Here is a 19985-nt window from a genome sequence, read left to right on the forward strand (position 1 = left end):
ACATAACCCTCCAATTATGTTTGCCCCACTTACTCAGTTAAAATTTCTGCAAATGTCGCTTAAATTTTTCGGCATTTATTCTTTTATACAAAACACACATTTATTTTTACTAAAATAGCGCAACTAAACACCTAAGACAGCAAACGCATGGATCAAAATAACTTATTAGCTGCCGTTGACCTGGGCTCCAACAGTTTCCGGCTTTCTATCGGACGCATTGTGCAGCGTGAAGGTATTTCACAAATCTATGCACAGGACAGACTGAAAGAAACGGTTCGCCTGGCAGCTGGCCTTGATAAGAACATGATTCTTAGTGAAGAAGCGATTGCAAGGGCGATTGCCGTGCTGGAACGGTTTGGCGACCGAATAGAAAACTTTCCTCCCGACCGCGTTCGTGTAGTGGCCACCAATACTTTTAGGGTTGCCCGCAATATCAAGGAATTCCTGCCTCGCGCTGAAGCTGCATTAGGTTACCCGATTGAAGTGGTTGCCGGTCATGAAGAAGCCCGACTGGTTTTTTCGGGTGTGGCCCATGAACTGCCACCATCAGACGAAAAACGCCTGGTGATCGATATTGGCGGAGGCTCAACAGAATTCATTATTGGTCAAAACCTTGAACCCAAACTCATGCAATCTTTAAGCATGGGCTGCGTCAGCTTCACCAAAGCCTATTTTCCAGAAGGCGTAGTGACAGCTGAAGGTTTTGCCCATGCAGAAATTGCTGCCCGCAAAGAGCTGGAGGCCATCTCCAAACAATTCCAAAGAATGGGTTGGGCCGAAGCTTATGGCTCTTCCGGCACCGCAAAGGCCTTAGTGGCCACCCTGGAAGAATCCGGCTTCTCGGAAAAAGGCATCACCCTTGATGGCATGCAAAAACTCAAGAAAGTCTTGATTCGCTACGGTTCTGCCAAAGCCCCCGAACTGAAAGGTCTTAAAATTGATCGTATGGAAGTGTTGCCCGCAGGACTGTCCATTATGATATCCGCCTTTAAAGAGCTTAAAATAGAACGCATGCTTCAGGGTGAAGGTGCGCTTCGGGTAGGTGTACTTTACGACATGCTGGGGCGGCAGGCCGCTGTTGACAAACGTGATGAATCGGTCAAGCAGTTTATCCGGCGCTACCATATAGATATCAAACAGGCCACTCGTGTCAAACAGCTCTCCCTGCAGTTTTTTGACCAACTGAAGCTTAATGATCCGCTGGCGGGCGAATTGCGTCAGGCTCTGGGATGGGCCGCCGATTTGCATGAAGTGGGGTTAAGCATTTCACAAAACGCCTATCACAAACACACTGCCTATGTATTGGGCAATGCCGATATGCCGGGTTTTTCCAAAGCTGACCAAAGTGTTCTTTCATTACTAACGCTAGGCCACCAGGGCAAACTGGACAAAATCAACACCTACACCCCCACCAGAAACCAATGGCTTGCCTTGTTATGCTTAAGGCTGGCCACCCTTTTCCTGCGTCGCCGGCAACTGATCAACCCGGAAATTTCAAGACTGGACGTCAATGATAAAACCGTCTCGCTGATTATTTCCAGCAAATGGCTGGCTCAGCATCCATTAACGCAGTACAGCCTTAAGCTGGAAACTTCGGAATGGAAACATGCCGACTCCTGTTTTTCCTTCAAGGTAGTACCGACATAAAGGCCATATTGGCATAAACTAATGGCTGTTTCCAATGCCTGATAAAACAAAGGCCTCACTGGTAAACCAATGAGGCCTTTGCTTTAAAACCCAACATTAATCTATGCCAAAATGCTTACGATAACGCGGATCCATACTTTCAATATCAATAATGATGGGAAAATCTGCCGCATTGAAATTGGGATCCCAGGCAGGCTCACCACAAATACGGGCACCAATTTTAAGATATCCCTTGATCAAGGGAGGAATTTTGACTTCACCGGTAGCCTCAAGTTTGTCCAGTGGATAGGGATTTAACGGCGTTACCCTTGGCAATTCAGGGTGTTTGTCCATATCGGCCTTTGCCGCCCGCCACACCTGGGAAGCCTGCACACCACCATCAGCCAGACTGACACTGGCACAACCCAGCATATAGCGATAGTTTTTTTGATGCATAAACCTGGTCAGCCCTGTCCAAAGCATCATGATGGCAGAACCATTGCGGTAATCGGCATGGGTACAGGAACGACCGCATTCACACAATAAGTGACGGATATGATCCAAGCTGGAAATATCAAACTCGGATTCTGAATAATAACCATTGGCTTCAATGGCTTTTTCGGGTGTCATGACACGGTAAGTTCCCACAACCTGACCGGTTTTTGTATCACACACCATTAAGTGATAACACCATTGGTCATAACGGTCAATATCAACCCCATCAACGGCATCAGGAAAAACAGCGTTCATTTCTTTGGTATAAACATCGAAACGCAATCTTTGCAGCTGCTCCAATTCTTCCGGTGTTGTTGCAAGCCCCAAAACCAATCCAGGTTCATCCTGAGTTGCCGTATCCGCCTCTGTACGCAATAGTTCTTGCATTCGCTTCTTTTCCTACGAAATGATTAACAATGACATCATACCGATTTCATTTGACAAACACTTTTCACAAACACGAAACATAAGGTGTTTGTGAAAAGCATTGTACTGTATTTGTTTTCTGGCGTGATGCGGTTGTTTTAGCAAGACAAATTAACGGCAGCAAGCTGATCAACACAGTGTTTGGCCAAATCGTAACTTTCGGCCTCCACCATCAAACGCAGTTTGGGTTCGGTACCCGAAGCCCTGATCAGGACGCGACCACGGCTGCCGAGCTCTTTTTCCACGGCTTCACGGGCAGCCTGAAGGCCTGTATGCGCCTCCCATTTGACACCTTTGGCCAACGGCACATTAATCATGACCTGCGGATACATTTTCAGATCGGAAATCCATTCAGACAGTGTTTTTCCACTGCGAACCAAACCTTTAAGCACCTGCAAACCGGCAATAATACCATCACCCGTTGTGTGATGATCCAGACACAACAAGTGTCCAGAGCCCTCACCACCATAGAGCCAGCCATTTTTCTTCAAGGCTTCCAGCACATAACGGTCCCCTACTTTGGCACGCTCAAACGGGATCCCCAAGGCAGCCATTTGTTTTTCAAAACCATAATTGGTCATCAGTGTGCCGGCAACACCCTTGACCTGCCCCTGGGAAAGACGTTCCAGAATAATGGCATACAACAGCTCATCACCATTATAAATACGTCCATCGGCATCAACCATCTGAATCCGGTCTGCATCACCATCAAGGGCAATACCATAATCAGCACCACGGGCACAAACCGTTGCAGCCAGTTTGTCGGGATACAGGGCGCCCACATCCTGGTTAATATTGAAACCATCAGGATGACAGCCGATCTCAATCACCTCGGCACCCAGCTCACGAAAAACATATGGCGCAATGTTGTAGGCGGCACCATGTGCACCATCCACCACGATTTTCAGACCTTTCAAGTCCAGTTCATTGGGGAACGTGCTTTTACAAAATTCAATATAACGCCCTGCCGCATCATCAATCCGCCTTGCGCGGCCAATACTTTCCGAGTGTACGCAACCAATGGGCTCATCAATGGCCCGTTCAATTTCCTCTTCCACCTCATCGGGCAATTTGGTGCCCTGACCGGAAAAGAACTTAATCCCGTTATCATCATAAGGATTATGCGAGGCACTGATCACCACCCCGGCCGTCAATCGCAAGGCACGAGTTAAGTAAGCGACCGCAGGCGTGGGAATGGGACCTGCCAGAAAAACATCAATACCTGCCGCACTCAGACCCGCTTCCAGGGCGGATTCGAGCATATAGCCGGAAACACGGGTATCTTTTCCGATCAAGACAATGGGGCGTCCGCCTCCCTGATGGTTCTTGGACAGAACACGTCCTGCCGCATACCCCAATCGCAAAGCAAATGCGGCATTAATCAGTTCTCCACCCACTTCACCCCGAATTCCATCGGTTCCAAAATATTTACGGCTCATTCATTAGCTCCAAATTCAACGGCATTCCATACAGCCAAGGCGTCACGCGTCTGGGCCACATCATGCACCCTGACTACCACTGCCCCCCGGGCCACACCTGCCAGCGCAGCGCCAATACTACCCGCCACCCGGTCATTGACCGGTTTATGGGTTACCGCACCAATCATGGTTTTGCGGGACACACCCACCAGTACGGGTGCTTTCAATTCATTCAGGGCTGCCATTTCACGCAATAATTGAAAATTCTGCTGCACTGTTTTACCAAAACCAAACCCCGGATCGATCATAATTCTACGAGGATCGATCCCGCTTTGCAGCATAATTTTCATTCTGTCCTGTAAAAAAGCAAACACTTCACGGGTAATATTGTTGTCATAATCTGGCGGATTAACCTGCATGGTTTTAGGTTCACCATGCATATGCATGATGCAAATTCCGCAATTCGGGAACTCACTGACGACCTCAAGTGCACCGGGCTGTCTTAATGCATAAATATCATTGATTAAGTCAACCCCCGATTGCAAGGCCGCCCTCATCACTTCGGGCTTGAAAGTATCAATCGACAGAGGCACGCCACAATCACGCAAGCCCTTTATAACGGGAATGACCCTATCGAGCTCTTCCTGAATACTGACCGGATCAGAACCGGGACGAGTGGACTCTCCACCAATATCCAGGATATCGGCACCTTGCTCGACCAGCCCCAAGGCATGATCAATCGCCGCGTTGGTTGAAAAATGATGTGAACCGTCCGAAAAGGAATCGGGCGTAATATTCACTATCCCCATAATTAAAGGGCGCTCGAACCCCAGTTCAAAGCGCCCGCAAAGGAATGTACTATTCATTCAGTAAAAATATTATTATTACACGGCAGTTGCCGGACTATCGCTGTCTTTACCTTTGGGAGCCGTGCCTGTTGGCGGGGGCATACCAGCGGAATCATGCGGTGCATCAGGCTCTTTAGGCGGACGAGGATCACGACCTTTCATAATGTCTTCGATCTGATCCGCATCAATGGTTTCCCACTCTAGCAGCGCTTTGGCCATAGCATGCATTTTATCGCTGTTCTCTTCGATAATCTTGCGCGCAATGGCATATTGCTCATCGATAATCAAGCGAATTTCAGTATCCACCTTCTGCATGGTGGATTCTGACATATGTGTGGTTTTTGTCACACTTCGGCCAAGGAAGACTTCATTTTCGTTCTCGGCATAAACCATTGGGCCCAATGAGTCTGTCATCCCATAGCGGGTAACCATGTCACGTGCAATGGCGGTTGCCCGCTCAAAGTCGTTTGAAGCACCGGTGGTCATTTGATTCATGAACACTTCTTCGGCAATACGGCCACCAAACAGTACAGCAATGGTATTAAGCAAACGTTCCCTATCCATGCTGTAACGATCGCCTTCGGGCAATTGCATGGTAACACCCAAGGCACGACCACGAGGAATAATGGTAACCTTGTGGACTGGGTCTGTTTTAGGCAGCATGCTTGCCACAATGGCGTGACCAGCCTCATGGTAAGCCGTATTCTTACGCTCTTCTTCGGGCATGACGATAGAACGGCGCTCGGCACCCATGATGATTTTGTCTTTGGCTTTTTCAAAATCGATCATGTCGACGGTACGTCCATTACGACGCGCGGCAAACAAGGCGGCTTCATTAACCAGGTTGGCCAGGTCTGCGCCCGAAAAACCAGGTGTGCCACGAGCCAGAACTGAAGCCACTACGTTAGGTGCCAAGGGCACTTTACGCATATGTACATTCAGGATTTGCTCACGACCACGCACATCGGGCAGGTTAACCACCACCTGACGGTCAAATCGACCAGGGCGCAGCAAAGCGGGATCCAGAACATCGGGACGGTTGGTGGCAGCAATCACAATCACGCTTTGACCGGACTCGAAACCATCCATTTCAACCAGCATCTGGTTGAGTGTTTGCTCGCGCTCATCGTTACCACCGCCCACACCGGCACCACGCTGACGACCCACTGCATCGATCTCGTCAATGAAGATAATGCACGGCGCGTGTTTTTTGGCATTTTCAAACATGTCACGAACACGGGAAGCACCCACACCCACGAACATTTCAACAAAATCGGAACCTGAAATGGTGAAGAACGGCACTTTTGCCTCGCCTGCAATGGCTTTGGCCAGCAGGGTTTTACCGGTTCCCGGAGGACCCACCATTAACACGCCACGGGGGATACGACCACCCAGACGCTGAAAACGGGAAGGGTCACGCAGGAAATCGACCAGTTCCTTCACATCTTCCTTGGCCTCATCGCAACCAGCCACATCGGCAAAGGTAATGGGGTTACTGCTTTCATCAAGCATACGGGCGCGGGATTTACCAAAACTGAAGGCACCGCCCTTGCCACCGCCCTGCATTTGGCGCATGAAAAAGAACCAGACCCCAATCAGCAATAACATGGGGAACCAGGAAATAATGGCGCTTAACAGAAAAGAAGGTTGCTCTGGTGGTTTGGCGGTTACTTTAACACCGTCACGCACCAGGTCGCCTACCATCCAGAGGTCTCCTGGAGAGGTTAGCGAATAGGGACGACCACCGCTTGGGGTCACGTGAATGGTATCACCCTGGATTTCCACGCTGGAAATCTTACCCTGCTTGGCGTCATTGATGAACTGGGTATAACTGACGCCATCGTTATTACGCACGGGCGCATCATACTGCTTGAACACCGTAAACAGCACCAAGGCAACAATGGCCCACATGGCGAATTTAGAAAAAGAATTATTCAAAGATCAGCTCTCCCGCATGAAATTTAGAGCTGCAATTTTTATGACTCATAAAAACTACAAAAAAACTAAGATTGCACCTGTTTACATTCTATATCATAGAAATAAAAAAGATGGAATTAGTGCATATTTCGAATGAATTAAAATGTATCGAAATATACATGAAAGATTTAAATTGGGACAAAACCGGAAATTGCAAGCCTGCTTAATCCTGAGGATCTTGCTCCCGAAGCTTCTTCAGACCCCGGGCAACCAGAAAAGTTTCCGATGATTTGTCACGCGAAGCCTTTGGTTTGCGCTCCACCACTCTTTTGAAATGCTGCTTGAACATTTCAACAATTTGTGAAAACCCGCTACCATGAAACGCCTTGACAATAAGCGCACCATCGGGCTTGAGATGATCAAGGGCAAAATCCATAGCCAGCTCGCATACATGCTGGATACGCGCTGAATCGGCCGAGCTCACACCTGAAAGGTTGGGCGCCATATCCGAGATGACCAGATCCACCTGCTGATTGCCCACCTGCTCATGCAAGCGTGCCAGAACCTCATCCTCACGAAAATCGCCTTGCAAAAATTCCACCCCAGCAATCGGTTCCATGGGTAAAATATCAAGTGCAATAACCCGGCCGTCCACTATGCCGCCCGGCCCAACCAATCTTTCGCGTGCAACTTGCGACCAACTTCCCGGAGCAGAGCCCAAGTCGACTATAATATCACCCCGACGCATGAGCTTTTCTGAATCCAGGATCTCGATCAGCTTGAATGCAGCACGTGCCCGGTAACCTTTTTGCTGAGCCATTTTCACATATGGATCATTAATGTGCTGATGGATCCACTCTTTTGAGAATTTCTTTTTGGCCATTGCCGTATTTCCTAACTTATGCCTATACTCGAATTAACATCTAAAGAACGCAGCGCCTTACGCTCTGCCGCCCACCCACTCAAACCGGTTGTCCTGATTGGCGATAACGGACTGACCGATGCAGTCCTGAAAGAAATCGACACCAGCCTGACAGTTCATGGCCTGATCAAAGTCCGCGTCGCAGGAGACGACCGGCAAGCTCGCATTGATATGCTGAATCAGATTTGCGACACACTTTCCTGTGCCAATATTCATCATTTGGGCAAAACGCTTATTCTATATCGTCACGGCTCGGCCAACCGTGCTTTTGAGGAAAACGACAAAGAACCCCAACAGGCCAGCTATCGTAAACCTTCCGAACCTTATACACCCAAAAAACTGGCCGCCGCCGGCAAAAGTATCAAAGACAAGCGCCGTAAAACCGTCATCAAGAGTAATGACGCTCTGGCTTCCGACAACTCAAGACCTGCTCGCAAGCCCGTGGCAAAACCATCAGCCAGTCGCCCTGCCCATAATATTCCGCGTCGTGCCGGCAGTGCCCTGTCCCTGCGTGCCGGACGCCGCAACAGTACAACACGCCGCGGCACCCGCTAAGATCATTCTTGCTGGCAGAAACTGCCAGCAATGATTACCGCCCTATCCCCGGATAGGGATCACTTCATTGACAATTGCCAGCATTCAAGCTGGCTTTTTTTGACGCCCGAAAAACAAAAATGCCAGCTCTTTAATTTAAGCGTGGCATGCAATTTCATGCTAGGCAAGCACAAAATCCTGAAACAACGATTTGTTTAATTATATGCGATCTCGATGATTTCGAACTCTTTCTCGCCGGCGGGCACATTCACCATGACCACATCACCTTCCGATTTGCCAATCAGCGCACGGGCAACCGGGCTGGAAACGGAAATCAGGTTCTGGCGAATATCGGCCTCGAGATCACCCACAATCTGGTAAGTCACCGTTTCACTGGAACCCAGATCTTCGATAGTCACCGTTGCACCAAAAACAATACGATCATCCACTTCCAATGTAGCCGGGTCAATGATATGCGCATTGGCCAAAGTGCCTTCAAGTTCCTTGATACGGCCTTCGATAAAACCCTGGCGCTCACGTGCGGCATCATACTCGGCATTTTCAGACAAATCTCCCTGAGCGCGCGCCTCGGAGATTGCTTCAATGACATTGGGACGTTCGATGGTTTTCAAGCGGTGCAATTCTTCTTCTAAGCGCTTTGCACCACGCGCCGTTAATGGAATAGCTGCCATAATTTCACACACTCATAAAAAACTAAACGCCCCGCATTATTTTTAAATAAATACAGAGCGTTACAAATAAACACGCGTCTTTTTAAAAGACAAAAAATTTCCCCGGTTCACTCTGAACCGGGGAACTAACCACAATTGTGCTTAAATTTGATTAAAATTGCAAGTCATTTAATTAAAAGACATTTTTCTGTCGTCAAAAAACACGAACAAACGTCTACTCCGCTTTAACACCAGAAAAATCAATACTTGCTTGCACGACAATTCAAGAGCGCATAAAGCAAAATGGCACCAAAAGTAGCCGTACCAATACCATTGAGCTCCAGAACCCCCATGGAAACTTTAAAATCTCCAGCGCCCAGAATCATGGTTACCGCCGCCACAATCAGGTTTTTATTGTCACTGAAATCAACCTGGTTAACCACCCAGATGCGGGCACCGGCAATAACGATAAGCCCAAAAACCACCACTGCAACACCACCCAGCACAGGGGCCGGAATGCTGTGAATCAGGGCCCCAAACTTGGGGGAAAAGCCCAGCAAGATGGCAAACAAGGCGGCAACCACAAACACGATGGTCGAATAAATGCGGGTCACGGCCATCACGCCGATATTTTCGGCATAGGTAGTAACGCCTGTTCCGCCCACCGAACCTGACAGCATCGTCGCAACCCCATCCCCGACAAAAGCACGGCCCAGATACTGATCAAGATCCTGACCGGTCATGGCACTGACTGCCCGGATATGTCCCAGGTTTTCAGCCACCAGAATGACCGCCACCGGCACAATCACGGAAATGGCTGAAAGATTGAATTGAGGAGTGGCCAGGGAAGGCAAGCCAAACCATGCCGCATTCTGGATCGCGATAAAATCAATCGGCTGGCCCAGGCCCATGACATTGGCAAAAACCCAATACAGCACACTGGCCAAAACAAGCCCCACCAGAATCAGCAGGCGCTGTATGGTGCCTGAGGTAAAAACCGCAATAATGCCCACACATAGAATCGTCATAATCGACATGGCCGCTTCAAAATTACTGCCACTCCCCATGGCTCCCTTGGCCGCAATGGGTGCCAGATTCAAGCCAATCACGGCAACAATTGCGCCAGTGACAACCGGTGGCATCAGTTTTTCTATCCAGGCCGATCCATTGCCCCTTGAATTGGCATACCAAACGATAAGACCGATCAGGGTATAGACCGCACCGCAGGCAATGATGGCTCCCAAGGCCACCCCGATATTAAGGTTGGGGCCAGAACCGGAATACCCGGTAACCGCCACGACGCCGCCGATGAAAGCAAAGCTGGAGCCCAGATAACTGGGTACTCTTCCTCCGACAAAGAGGAAAAAAATCAGGGTGCCAATACCCGACATCAAAATCGCCAGATTGGCATCAAAGCCCATCAATAATGGTGCCAGTACTGTTGAGCCGAACATGGCCACAACGTGCTGCACCCCCATGGCAACGGTTTGTCCTGCCGGCAAGTATTCATCAGGGGCAACCACCTGCCCGGGCTCAAGTTCGTCAACCTTGCGCCAGATTGGAAAATAGGATCCAGACATTTCTTTCCCTTTAAAATTGTTTTACATAAATGCTGGAAGGAAAGTGTACGTCCTGAATGGCTTTGCTGGCAAGTAAATATAACAGGAAAACCAGGGGCAACCACTATTGGACAATTTAGTCAATCAATCGTATTGTGACATGGATATTGCCAGTCATATACCAAAAGCGATATTCCAACCACCAGGAGACAAAACCATGAAAGCCAAACTGAAACAAGGGCTCAAATGTGCCGTTTTAACCCTGATGCTCACCAGCGCCCCCAGCGCTTTTGCCGGTACCGTGACCATCATCACCTCTTTTCCCTAGGAACTTACCCAAGCCTATAAAAACGCTTTTGAAAAAGCCAACCCTGACATCAAACTTGAAATATTAAATAAAAACACCGTTTCAGGAATTGCCTATGTCCGAGAAACCCCGGAAGGTCAACGCCCCGAAGTTTTCTGGGCCAGCGCTCCCGATGCCTTTGAGGTTCTGGGGGCTGCCGGTCTGCTTGAAAAGGCGGGCGATATCTCAAATCCTGATGTCCCCGACAAAATCGGCAGTTTCCCCATTAATGATCCCAGCGGCCTATTCCTAGGGCAGGCACTGGCCGGCTACGGCATCATGTATAACACCCGCTTTCTTAAAGCCAAGAACCTGGCAGAACCCAAAGAATGGCACGACCTGCTCAAGCCGGAATGGTATGGCAATGTGGGCATGACCTCTCCATCACGTTCAGGCACGCAGCACCTGACCGTTGAAACCATTTTGCATAGGTGAGGGCTGGGATGAGGGCTGGAACACCATTTTTCGCATGGCTGGCAACAGCAGCGCCTTAACCGAACGCTCGTTTGGCGTACCCGATGGCATCAATAACGGGCAATTCGGCGCAGGCCCGGTCATTGACTTTTTTGGACTATCCAGCAAATTTTCAAATTTTCCGGTTGAGTTTGTTTATCCGGAAACAACCGCCATCGTACCCGCCAATATCGCACTGATCAGCGGTGCCAAAAATACAGGGGAAGGCCGCGTCACCGCCCGCGAAACCAATAAAGTCTCTCTTTATGTCGATGCAATTGGGGAACTGCACATTCCCGTCAACGGTGAGGTCCCTGAAGATGATGTTCTGGCGGCCAGGCGGTTGCACTTGCCCTACCCCCGTCACAAATACGCTTATTGCCAACGTCCACCACCCGTATCGCCTAAAGTAATACAATAGAGCATTATTGAATTGAACAGGCAAATTGCTTTAAGAAACCCATGTCACATACTGATATCTGGATTATCCGTCATGGAGAAACCGACTGGAACAGCGAACGCCGTTTGCAGGGCTGGCGAGATATTCCACTGAATGAGGCCGGCCTGGCTCAGGCAGAAAACCTGTGCAGGCACCTTAACCGGGATTTCTTTCCGGTTTTACCCCATCATATCTACACCAGCGACCTGCAGCGTGCCTATCATACCGCGCTGCCTTATGCGCGTGCCAACAATCTTGACATTACCACCCTGCCCGGCCTGCGTGAACGCAACTATGGCATTCTGGAAGGCAAACACTGGTCCGTCCTGAAAGAATACAACGCCATCCGTGAAGAAAACCTGGCCATCGAACTTAACCAGAAAGAACACCAGGCTGAATCCCTGCAAACATTCTACGATCGAATCAGAAACACCCTGCTTGACCTGGCAAGGCAACACCTGAACGAAACACTGCTTGTCATTTCCCATGGTGGTGCCATTGACATGATGTGGCGGGCGGCCCATCAACTGCCTCCCAATGCCCCCCGTGAATTTACGCAACGCAATACATCCATTAACCGTTTGCAAATTTCCCCTGAAAACAAATGGTCGGTCATATCGTGGGCCGATGCCAGTCATCTTGACCAATGACTCATCAAAAACCAACCATCCACCCCTAACCCTATTTCCGGCCATGCCCAGGAATCAAGGAGCGCAGTCATGAGTAAAAAGAAAGATAAAAACACTGAAAAAGCAGTCTGCCCCTGCGGGGGCCATCAGGAAAAAAAACCATTTGCAGAATGCTGTGAGCCTTATCTCCTGGGTCAGGAACAAGCCCCGGATGCAGAGCGTCTGATGCGATCACGCTATTCTGCCTACGTACACAGCAATGAGCATTACCTGCTGAATACCTGGCACCCGAGCACGCGACCAACCGCCCTTGATCTGGAAACGGCACCACCACAATGGCTGGGCCTGACCGTACATGAATTCCATGAGATTGATGCCGACCATCAAGAAGTGTCTTTCACCGCCAAATACAAGCAAAACGGGAAAGCCTTTAAAATGCATGAAAACAGCCGTTTCGTGAAAGAAGATGGCAAATGGTTTTATTTTGATGGCGATGTGGTGGAATAAAAAGCGGCTTCCCGAAGGATAACAAGATGCGTATTTTCATAACAGGCGCCAGCAGCGGGCTTGGCAAAGCCCTGGCAACCGCTTATGCCAAACAAGGCGCCAGCCTGGGACTGCTTGGACGCAATACAGGTGCACTGGAAGAACTGGCGGCCAGCCTGCCCGGACAACACCGGGTTTATGCCCTGGATATTTTAAACAGAAGCGCCCTGCATGAGGCCGCCCGCGATTTTCTGGCGCAAGGACCGGTTGATATCGTGATTGCCTGTGCCGGTATCAGCATTGGCACCTTGACCGAATATGAAGAAGACTTCGTCCAATTCCAGAAGGTGATCAACACCAACCTGCTGGCCATGGTCGCCACCTTTGAGCCGTTCATCAAATCCATGAAAGCACGGGACAGCGGCACGCTGGTGGGCATCAGCAGCGTGGCCGGTGTACGCGGCTTGCCTGGCTCCAGCGCCTATTCTGCCTCCAAGGCGGCTACTACCACCTATCTGGAAAGCCTGCGGGTTGACTTGCACAATACCCGCCTTAAAGTAGTCACCATCGCGCCCGGGTTTATCGATACCCCCATGACGCAACACAATCCGTATAAAATGCCCTTCCTGATGCAGCCCGAGGACTTTGCCGATGCAGCCCTGAAGGCCATCGATAAAGGCTGCAGCTATACCGTTATTCCCTGGCAAATGGGAGTCGTGGCCAAACTGCTCAAATGGATCCCAAACCCGGTTTATGATTATTTTGCCTTCAAGTCGGGCAGAAAACCCAGAAACGGCTCACTGTCCTGATGGCATCACAAACCAAAAGGACTGACCCCGGATTCGTCACCGATTCAGTCCTTATTCAACCCGATTTTGCCTGGGCACCAATGCACGCGTGGTTTATGGTTTATGGCTTCAGATAAAATCATTACAACTGCGATTGCAGGTAATTTTCCAGCCCCACATGCCTGATTAAATTCAGCTGCTGCTCCAGCCAGTGGGCATGATCCTGCTCGGTATCATCAAGCTGTTTCAGCAACAAATCACGTGATACATAATCACCATGCTGCTCACACAGTGCCATGCCTTTTTTCAGGTTTTCACGCACCTCATATTCGGTGTCCAAATCATGCTGCAACATTTCAGGCACGTCTTTACCCACGTTGATTTTGGCGGGAACCATATCCGGTGTTCCCTCGAGCATAAGAATACGACGAATCAGATCATCTGCATGACCGGTTTCATCTTCCATTTCATGACCAATACGGGCGGCCAGTTTGGTGTAGCCCCACTCATCATACATGCGGGAATGAATAAAATATTGATCGCGGGCGGCCAATTCACCAGTGAGCAATTGATTTAAAAATGCAACTACTTCGTGATGTCCTTTCATGATAATAAATTCCTTTTTATGAAGGTGGTGAATAGATTATAACCAGTTTAAAAAAATGCCCGCACAAGGCGGGCATTTTTTTAATGTCTGGCAACAGGCGTAAAGAAAAAAACCGTTACGCCCCTTGCCCTGCAGCAAGATTATGCCGCGTTGATGGAAGCATGCAATGATTGCAGGGAATACACTTTCATACCCTGTGAGTCACGCAAATACTGCATACCTTCAACTGCGGCACGGGCACCTGCAATCGTAGTGAAGAAAGTAACCCGGGCAGCCAAAGCCTGGGTACGGATGGTACGGGAGTCCTGAATGGCGTTACGACGCTCTTCAACCGTATTGATCACCATGGCGATTTCACCGTTTTTAATCATGTCAACAATATGTGGACGACCTTCGGTGACTTTATTAACCGCCAATACCGGCAGACCCGCCTCTTCCAGCGCAGCAGCCGTGCCACGGGTGGCAACAAGCTTAAAGCCCAGATCGTGCAAGCCCTTGGCAATATCAACCGCCTTGGCCTTGTCCTGGTCTTTGACACTGATAAAGACCGTACCACTTTCTGGCAAAATAACACCGGCAGCCAGCTGGGATTTAACAAAGGCCTCGCCAAAGGTTTCGCCAACCCCCATGACCTCACCGGTGGACTTCATTTCAGGGCCGAGAATGGTGTCAACACCCGGGAATTTGACGAAGGGGAATACCGCTTCTTTGACCGAGTAGTAAGAAGGCGTGATTTCCTTGCCGATACCCTGCTCAGCCAGGGTTTTACCTGCCATGACACGCGCCGCGATTTTGGCCAGTTGCAAGCCGGTAACCTTGGAAACATAAGGAACCGTACGTGAAGCACGTGGATTGACTTCCAGCACATAAACATCACCGTTCTGAATGGCAAACTGCACATTCATCAAGCCCTTGACGTTCAGTGCCTTGGCCATCAAGCCGGTTTGACGCTTGATTTCCTCGATGACCTCGGCGGACAGGGAATACGGTGGCAAGCTGCATGCGGAGTCACCAGAGTGAACACCCGCCTGTTCGATATGCTCCATGACGCCGCCGATAAACACGGTTTCACCATCAGCCAGACAGTCCACATCAACTTCGGTCGCATTGTTCAGGAAGCGATCCAAAAGCACTGGAGAGTCGTTGCTGACTTTAACCGCTTCACGCATATAGCGCTCGAGGTCAGTTTGTTCGTGAACAATTTCCATGGCGCGGCCACCCAGCACATAGCTTGGACGAACCACCAGCGGATAACCGATTTCAGCGGCATGGGCAATGGCTTCAGCTTCTGTACGCGCAGTACGGTTTGGTGGCTGACGCAGACCCAGTTTTTGCAACAGTTTCTGGAAACGCTCACGATCTTCAGCCACATCGATGGATTCGGGGCTGGTACCAATAATAGGCACCCCATTGGCTTCAAGGGCACGGGCCAGTTTCAGCGGCGTTTGGCCACCGTACTGAACAATCATGCCTTCAGGTTTTTCAAGATGGACGATTTCAAGAACGTCTTCAAGCGTTAATGGCTCGAAATACAGACGATCGGAAGTGTCATAATCGGTAGAAACGGTTTCAGGGTTGCAGTTGATCATGATGGTTTCGTAACCATCTTCACGCAATGACAAGGAAGCATGCACACAGCAGTAATCAAACTCGATACCCTGGCCAATACGGTTGGGACCACCACCGAGCACGATGATTTTTTTCTTGTCGGTGGGTTCTGCTTCGCATTCTTCCTCGTAGGTGGAATACATATATGCGGTTTTGGTGGCAAACTCTGCGGCGCAGGTATCAACGCGCTTGTAAACCGGACGAACACCCAACTGATGACGCACCTTACGTACTTCAGACTCTGAAACGTCAAGCAGGAAAGCCAGGCGACGATCTGAAAAACCACGACGCTTGAGTTGACGCATCACGTTTTCATCAAGATCGGCCAGTGTTTTTTGCTCAAGCGCCAATTCGATTTCCACGATTTCCTGGATTTGATGCAGGAACCAGGGGTCAATCTTGGTTAAAGCATGCACCTCATCAAGGGTGAAACCCTGGGCAAATGCATCGCCCACGTACCAGATACGCTCGGGGCCGGGTTCTGCCAATTCAACCTGCAGTTTTTCACGGTCCAGGGTTTTCTGGTTCAGGCCATCAACACCCACTTCCAGGCCACGCAGGGCTTTCTGGAAAGACTCCTGGAAAGTACGGCCCATGGCCATGACTTCACCCACGGATTTCATTTGAGTCGTCAGGTGAGAATCGGCCTGGGGGAATTTTTCGAAAGCAAACCGCGGGATTTTGGTAACCACATAATCGATGGTTGGCTCGAAAGAAGCCGGTGTTGTACCACCCGTAATTTCGTTTTGCAGCTCATCAAGTGTATAACCAACCGCCAGGCGGGCAGCGACTTTGGCAATCGGGAAACCGGTTGCCTTGGAAGCCAGCGCTGAAGAGCGAGACACGCGCGGGTTCATTTCAATCACAATCATACGACCGTTATCGGGATTGACCGCAAACTGCACGTTGGAACCACCGGTATCCACACCAATTTCACGCAATACCGCGATGGAGGCGTTACGCATGATTTGGTATTCTTTGTCTGTCATGGTTTGGGCAGGTGCCACGGTGATGGAGTCACCGGTATGCACGCCCATGGGATCCAGGTTCTCGATAGAGCAAATGATGATACAGTTGTCCGCCTTGTCGCGCACCACTTCCATTTCAAACTCTTTCCAACCCAGCAGGGATTCTTCAATCAGCAATTCTTTGGTGGGAGAAGCCTCCAGGCCACGACGGCAGATAATCTCGAACTCTTCGGGATTATAGGCAATACCGCCACCGCTACCACCCAGTGTAAAGCTGGGGCGAATGACCACTGGAAAACCGGCCGTACCGATTTCTGCGGCAATGTTTTTTTGTACTTCCCAGGCTTCTTCCATGCTGTGAGCCACACCGGACTTGGCAGACTCAAGACCGATGGATTCCATGGCCTGTTTGAATTTAAGACGGTCTTCGGCCTTTTCAATCGCGTGCTCGTTAGCACCAATGAGTTCTACGTTATGCTTGGCCAAAACACCGTTATGAGCCAGATCCAGCGCACAGTTAAGTGCGGTTTGACCACCCATGGTGGGCAACAGGGCATCCGGCTTTTCAGCTTCGATGATTTTTTCCACAGACTGCCATGTGATGGGCTCGATATAGGTGACATCGGCCGTTTCAGGGTCTGTCATGATGGTGGCGGGATTACTGTTAACCAGAATGGTACGGTAACCCTCTGCCTTCAGGGCTTTACAGGCCTGGGCACCCGAGTAGTCAAACTCACATGCCTGGCCAATAATGATGGGGCCTGCCCCAATAATAAGAATGCTTTTTATGTCGGTACGCTTTGGCATAATACTCTACTTTTGCTGTGCCATTTGGCTGATGAATTTATCGAACAGGACAATAATGTCATGAGGGCCGGGGCTGGCTTCAGGGTGCCCCTGGAAGCAGAAGGCGGGACGATCGGTCAGTTCGAAACCTTGCAAGGTGCCGTCAAACAGTGATACGTGGGTAACACGTGCATTGGCTGGCAAAGTGCCGGCATCTACTGCAAAACCGTGGTTTTGGGAGGTAATGTAAACACGACCGGTTTGTACGTCCTTGACAGGATGATTGTCACCATGATGGCCTGTTTTCATTTTCAGGGTTTGGGCACCAATAGCCTGCGCCAGGATTTGCTGCCCAAGACAAATGCCAAACAGCGGAATTTTTTTATCGAGAAGGGTTTTAACAGCTTCGACCGCATAACCGCAAGCACTTGGATCTCCTGGGCCATTAGCCAGGAAAATGCCATCAGGATTAAGGGCCAGAACTTCTTCTGCAGGTGTTGTGGCAGGCACCACCGTTAAGCGGCAACCCTTATCGGCCAGAATGCGCAAAATATTTGACTTCACGCCAAAATCATAGGCAACCACATGGTAGCTGGACTGGTTGGGCCGGGTATAACCCTTGCCCAATTGCCAGGTGCCTTCAGACCAGTTCTCGATTTGCTGGCGGCTGACCTGACTGGCCAGATCCTGGCCTTGCATACCCTTGTAACCACGCGCCAGTTCAAGTGCTTTTTCCACATCATCACCAACCAGGATACACGCACCCTGCGCACCTTTTTCACGCAACAGGCGCGTGATTTTACGGGTATCCACCTCTGAAATGGCCACGATGCCATTTTCTTTGAGATATTCAGGCAGTGACTGGGTGGCACGGAAATTTGAAATACGATCCGGGCAATTGCGGATAACCATACCAGCAGCATGTGTCTTGAAAGATTCAACATCTTCCTTGTTAACACCCGTATTACCAATATGCGGGTAGGTGAAGCTGACAATTTGCTGGGAATAACTGGGATCGGTCAGGATTTCCTGAAAACCAGTCATTGAGGTGTTGAAAACCAGTTCGGCTACGGTATGTCCGTTGGCGCCAATGGAAATGCCTTTAAATACAGTACCATCGGCCAAAGCCAGAATTGCGGTAGGGAATTCTGTGTTTTCCCCGAAAATATGTGACGGCAGCGTCATAAAACCCCAAGTTCTAAAATCAATAAGTAAACCTTGTTATTATACTGTTTTATTGATTTTCTATTGGAAATTTTACGTTTTTCTCACGAAAAAAAACGTTATTTTCTTTAATTTTCTAGGGTATCTGCACATCAAAAGCCAATGCCTCTCTTGAGGCATCTACATTAACCGTGAAAGCGAGCTTTTCCTGATAGAGGTCTTCGCCATACTCAAAGAAAGTGACCCGTATGCCATCGGACAGTTTTTTCTGGCTATGAAGCGTGGGATAGGTATAGCGGCTATTGGGCAATATGTACAGCTCACCCAGTAACTGACTGGACATGATGGGCACCCAGGCCTTGGAATTGGCGGCATTTTCAATAATCCAGGTAGGGCCTTCCGGCTTACCGGTTTTACATTTCACCAAAACCAGCGCCTTACCGGAAACCTTGATATTTACCGTATGAAAATCAAGCGCATCGAAAGTGGAACTGTGACACCACTCGTATTGTCCCTGCAAGGGCAACACCAGTTCCCGCAGGGAAAGACGCGGATGCGACAATAATTCGGACTTTACCGGAACACGATCACTTTCCCGGTAAATGACGGTACGGTCCAGGTTGGTTTGCGCCCACTCGATCATGCGCGGCAGGCGCTCAGCCAGGCAGGCCACCGTTTGACACAAAGCCAAACCGTTATTACGGGTTTTGATTAATCGACTGATTAAGACAGGACGGTCGGTTTGTGCCTGCAGGGCCGAACTGAGATAAAGCCATTCGAATAAACCGATGGCCACCTGTGTGTTTTCACACATGCTGGCCGGCCATTTTTTTTTATTTTCACGTAACAGCTCAACACCACTTTGCCCAAACCTGCTTTTTATTACCGACTCGGGAATGCACGGATTCAGGGAGATTTCCTGAGCGGCGGACGACAAACCAACGCCCACCTTTAAAAGGGAGCGATCAAATTGCGCATATACCGCGTCCACGGAAAAGAGCAGGCCAAAAAACACCATAAATAGCCTACCCAGCTTAAGTAGCATTTACTTACAACCTTTTAATTAAATTGAACTGTTCCACAATGAAATCATATCAAGCTATCTACAAATAGACAGCCGATGTTACTATTTACCTATAATTATATTACCCAGAGTGTAAAAAAATACTACCAAAACCCATGCTTGACAAGTAATTATTTGAAGAGGCAAAAGCCTACAATTAATATGCCACCCTGTCAAACCTGAAACATATAAACGACATGACTGCACCCGGATTTTAATCCTGATTCAAAAT

Annotated in this window: 16 protein-coding genes and 1 pseudogene; 6 read left to right on the top strand and 11 right to left on the bottom strand. The window is 49.4% G+C overall.

Going from position 1 to position 19985, the window contains the following annotated elements; translation table 11 throughout:
- Positions 1–147 precede the first annotated feature (147 nt).
- Positions 148–1647, top strand: coding sequence for an exopolyphosphatase (gene ppx / locus KU392_RS07410; RefSeq protein ID WP_217734981.1), 1500 nt, complete (start codon positions 148–150; stop codon positions 1645–1647).
- 96 nt (positions 1648–1743) lie between these two features.
- On the opposite strand, the gene KU392_RS07415 is transcribed toward ppx, so the two are convergent.
- From KU392_RS07415 to KU392_RS07435, 5 genes are all read right to left on the bottom strand, one after another.
- Positions 1744–2508 (bottom strand): GNAT family N-acetyltransferase, encoded by a 765-nt coding sequence (locus tag KU392_RS07415; RefSeq protein WP_169295237.1) that lies wholly within the window; start codon positions 2506–2508, stop codon positions 1744–1746.
- Between the two features lie 137 nt (positions 2509–2645).
- Complete coding sequence (glmM, locus tag KU392_RS07420) at positions 2646–3986, bottom strand: phosphoglucosamine mutase (protein WP_169295238.1); 1341 nt, start codon at positions 3984–3986, stop codon at positions 2646–2648.
- Positions 3983–4831 (bottom strand): dihydropteroate synthase, encoded by an 849-nt coding sequence (gene folP / locus KU392_RS07425; protein WP_217734982.1) that lies wholly within the window; start codon positions 4829–4831, stop codon positions 3983–3985. Before folP ends, glmM begins: the two co-directional genes overlap by 4 nt.
- An 18-nt stretch (positions 4832–4849) precedes the next feature.
- Positions 4850–6751: an ATP-dependent zinc metalloprotease FtsH gene (ftsH, locus tag KU392_RS07430; protein ID WP_217734983.1), complete on the bottom strand. Its 1902-nt coding sequence runs from the start codon at positions 6749–6751 to the stop codon at positions 4850–4852.
- 202 nt (positions 6752–6953) lie between these two features.
- Complete coding sequence (locus KU392_RS07435; protein ID WP_217734984.1) at positions 6954–7613, bottom strand: RlmE family RNA methyltransferase; 660 nt, start codon at positions 7611–7613, stop codon at positions 6954–6956.
- Positions 7614–7631: 18 nt separating this feature from the next.
- On the opposite strand from KU392_RS07435, the gene KU392_RS07440 reads away from it, so the two are divergent.
- Positions 7632–8207 (top strand): YhbY family RNA-binding protein, encoded by a 576-nt coding sequence (locus KU392_RS07440; protein WP_169295242.1) that lies wholly within the window; start codon positions 7632–7634, stop codon positions 8205–8207.
- Between the two features lie 194 nt (positions 8208–8401).
- Here KU392_RS07440 and greA read toward each other — a convergent pair whose 3' ends face one another.
- Both greA and KU392_RS07450 read right to left on the bottom strand, forming a co-directional pair.
- Positions 8402–8878, bottom strand: coding sequence for a transcription elongation factor GreA (gene greA / locus KU392_RS07445; RefSeq protein WP_169295243.1), 477 nt, complete (start codon positions 8876–8878; stop codon positions 8402–8404).
- 239 nt (positions 8879–9117) lie between these two features.
- Positions 9118–10437: a solute carrier family 23 protein gene (locus KU392_RS07450; RefSeq protein WP_217734985.1), complete on the bottom strand. Its 1320-nt coding sequence runs from the start codon at positions 10435–10437 to the stop codon at positions 9118–9120.
- Between the two features lie 244 nt (positions 10438–10681).
- Here KU392_RS07450 and KU392_RS07455 point away from each other — a divergent pair.
- The 4 genes and pseudogenes from KU392_RS07455 to KU392_RS07470 all read left to right on the top strand — a co-directional run.
- A pseudogene (locus KU392_RS07455) lies at positions 10682–11447 on the top strand (ABC transporter substrate-binding protein); the annotation flags it as partial.
- Positions 11448–11677: 230 nt separating this feature from the next.
- Positions 11678–12304 carry a histidine phosphatase family protein gene (locus tag KU392_RS07460; RefSeq protein WP_169295245.1) on the top strand — a complete coding sequence of 209 codons (627 nt, stop codon included), beginning with the start codon at positions 11678–11680 and terminating at the stop codon, positions 12302–12304.
- Between the two features lie 69 nt (positions 12305–12373).
- A complete protein-coding gene (locus KU392_RS07465; protein WP_169295246.1) occupies positions 12374–12790 on the top strand; it encodes a YchJ family protein in 417 nt (138 codons plus the stop codon).
- Positions 12791–12816: 26 nt separating this feature from the next.
- Positions 12817–13578 carry an SDR family oxidoreductase gene (locus KU392_RS07470; protein WP_169295247.1) on the top strand — a complete coding sequence of 254 codons (762 nt, stop codon included), beginning with the start codon at positions 12817–12819 and terminating at the stop codon, positions 13576–13578.
- Positions 13579–13699: 121 nt separating this feature from the next.
- Here KU392_RS07470 and bfr read toward each other — a convergent pair whose 3' ends face one another.
- From bfr to KU392_RS07490, 4 genes are all read right to left on the bottom strand, one after another.
- The gene (gene bfr, locus KU392_RS07475; RefSeq protein ID WP_169295248.1) at positions 13700–14164 is read right to left on the bottom strand and encodes a bacterioferritin; all 465 of its coding nucleotides are present in this window, start codon (positions 14162–14164) and stop codon (positions 13700–13702) included.
- Between the two features lie 140 nt (positions 14165–14304).
- Complete coding sequence (gene carB, locus KU392_RS07480) at positions 14305–17547, bottom strand: carbamoyl-phosphate synthase large subunit (RefSeq protein WP_169295249.1); 3243 nt, start codon at positions 17545–17547, stop codon at positions 14305–14307.
- 6 nt (positions 17548–17553) lie between these two features.
- Positions 17554–18711, bottom strand: a complete 1158-nt coding sequence (gene carA / locus KU392_RS07485) for a glutamine-hydrolyzing carbamoyl-phosphate synthase small subunit (protein WP_217734986.1) — start codon at positions 18709–18711, stop codon at positions 17554–17556.
- A 115-nt stretch (positions 18712–18826) separates the two neighbouring features.
- A complete protein-coding gene (locus KU392_RS07490; protein ID WP_217734987.1) occupies positions 18827–19735 on the bottom strand; it encodes a hypothetical protein in 909 nt (302 codons plus the stop codon).
- Positions 19736–19985 lie beyond the last annotated feature (250 nt).

This window comes from Advenella alkanexedens (assembly GCF_019132845.1).
In the GTDB taxonomy this organism is placed as follows: Bacteria; Pseudomonadota; Gammaproteobacteria; order Burkholderiales; family Burkholderiaceae_B; genus Advenella; species Advenella alkanexedens.

Bases quoted from the DNA above. Each gene is read 5' to 3' on its own strand.
- ppx (WP_217734981.1), top strand. From the start codon at position 148: ATGGATCAAAATAACTTATTAGCTGCCGTTGACCTGGGCTCCAACAGT.
- KU392_RS07415 (WP_169295237.1), bottom strand. From the start codon at position 2,508: ATGCAAGAACTATTGCGTACAGAGGCGGATACGGCAACTCAGGATGAA.
- glmM (WP_169295238.1), bottom strand. From the start codon at position 3,986: ATGAGCCGTAAATATTTTGGAACCGATGGAATTCGGGGTGAAGTGGGT.
- folP (WP_217734982.1), bottom strand. From the start codon at position 4,831: ATGAATAGTACATTCCTTTGCGGGCGCTTTGAACTGGGGTTCGAGCGC.
- KU392_RS07435 (WP_217734984.1), bottom strand. From the start codon at position 7,613: ATGGCCAAAAAGAAATTCTCAAAAGAGTGGATCCATCAGCACATTAAT.
- KU392_RS07440 (WP_169295242.1), top strand. From the start codon at position 7,632: ATGCCTATACTCGAATTAACATCTAAAGAACGCAGCGCCTTACGCTCT.
- greA (WP_169295243.1), bottom strand. From the start codon at position 8,878: ATGGCAGCTATTCCATTAACGGCGCGTGGTGCAAAGCGCTTAGAAGAA.
- KU392_RS07450 (WP_217734985.1), bottom strand. From the start codon at position 10,437: ATGTCTGGATCCTATTTTCCAATCTGGCGCAAGGTTGACGAACTTGAG.
- KU392_RS07460 (WP_169295245.1), top strand. From the start codon at position 11,678: ATGTCACATACTGATATCTGGATTATCCGTCATGGAGAAACCGACTGG.
- KU392_RS07465 (WP_169295246.1), top strand. From the start codon at position 12,374: ATGAGTAAAAAGAAAGATAAAAACACTGAAAAAGCAGTCTGCCCCTGC.
- KU392_RS07470 (WP_169295247.1), top strand. From the start codon at position 12,817: ATGCGTATTTTCATAACAGGCGCCAGCAGCGGGCTTGGCAAAGCCCTG.
- bfr (WP_169295248.1), bottom strand. From the start codon at position 14,164: ATGAAAGGACATCACGAAGTAGTTGCATTTTTAAATCAATTGCTCACT.
- carB (WP_169295249.1), bottom strand. From the start codon at position 17,547: ATGCCAAAGCGTACCGACATAAAAAGCATTCTTATTATTGGGGCAGGC.
- carA (WP_217734986.1), bottom strand. From the start codon at position 18,711: ATGACGCTGCCGTCACATATTTTCGGGGAAAACACAGAATTCCCTACC.
- KU392_RS07490 (WP_217734987.1), bottom strand. From the start codon at position 19,735: ATGCTACTTAAGCTGGGTAGGCTATTTATGGTGTTTTTTGGCCTGCTC.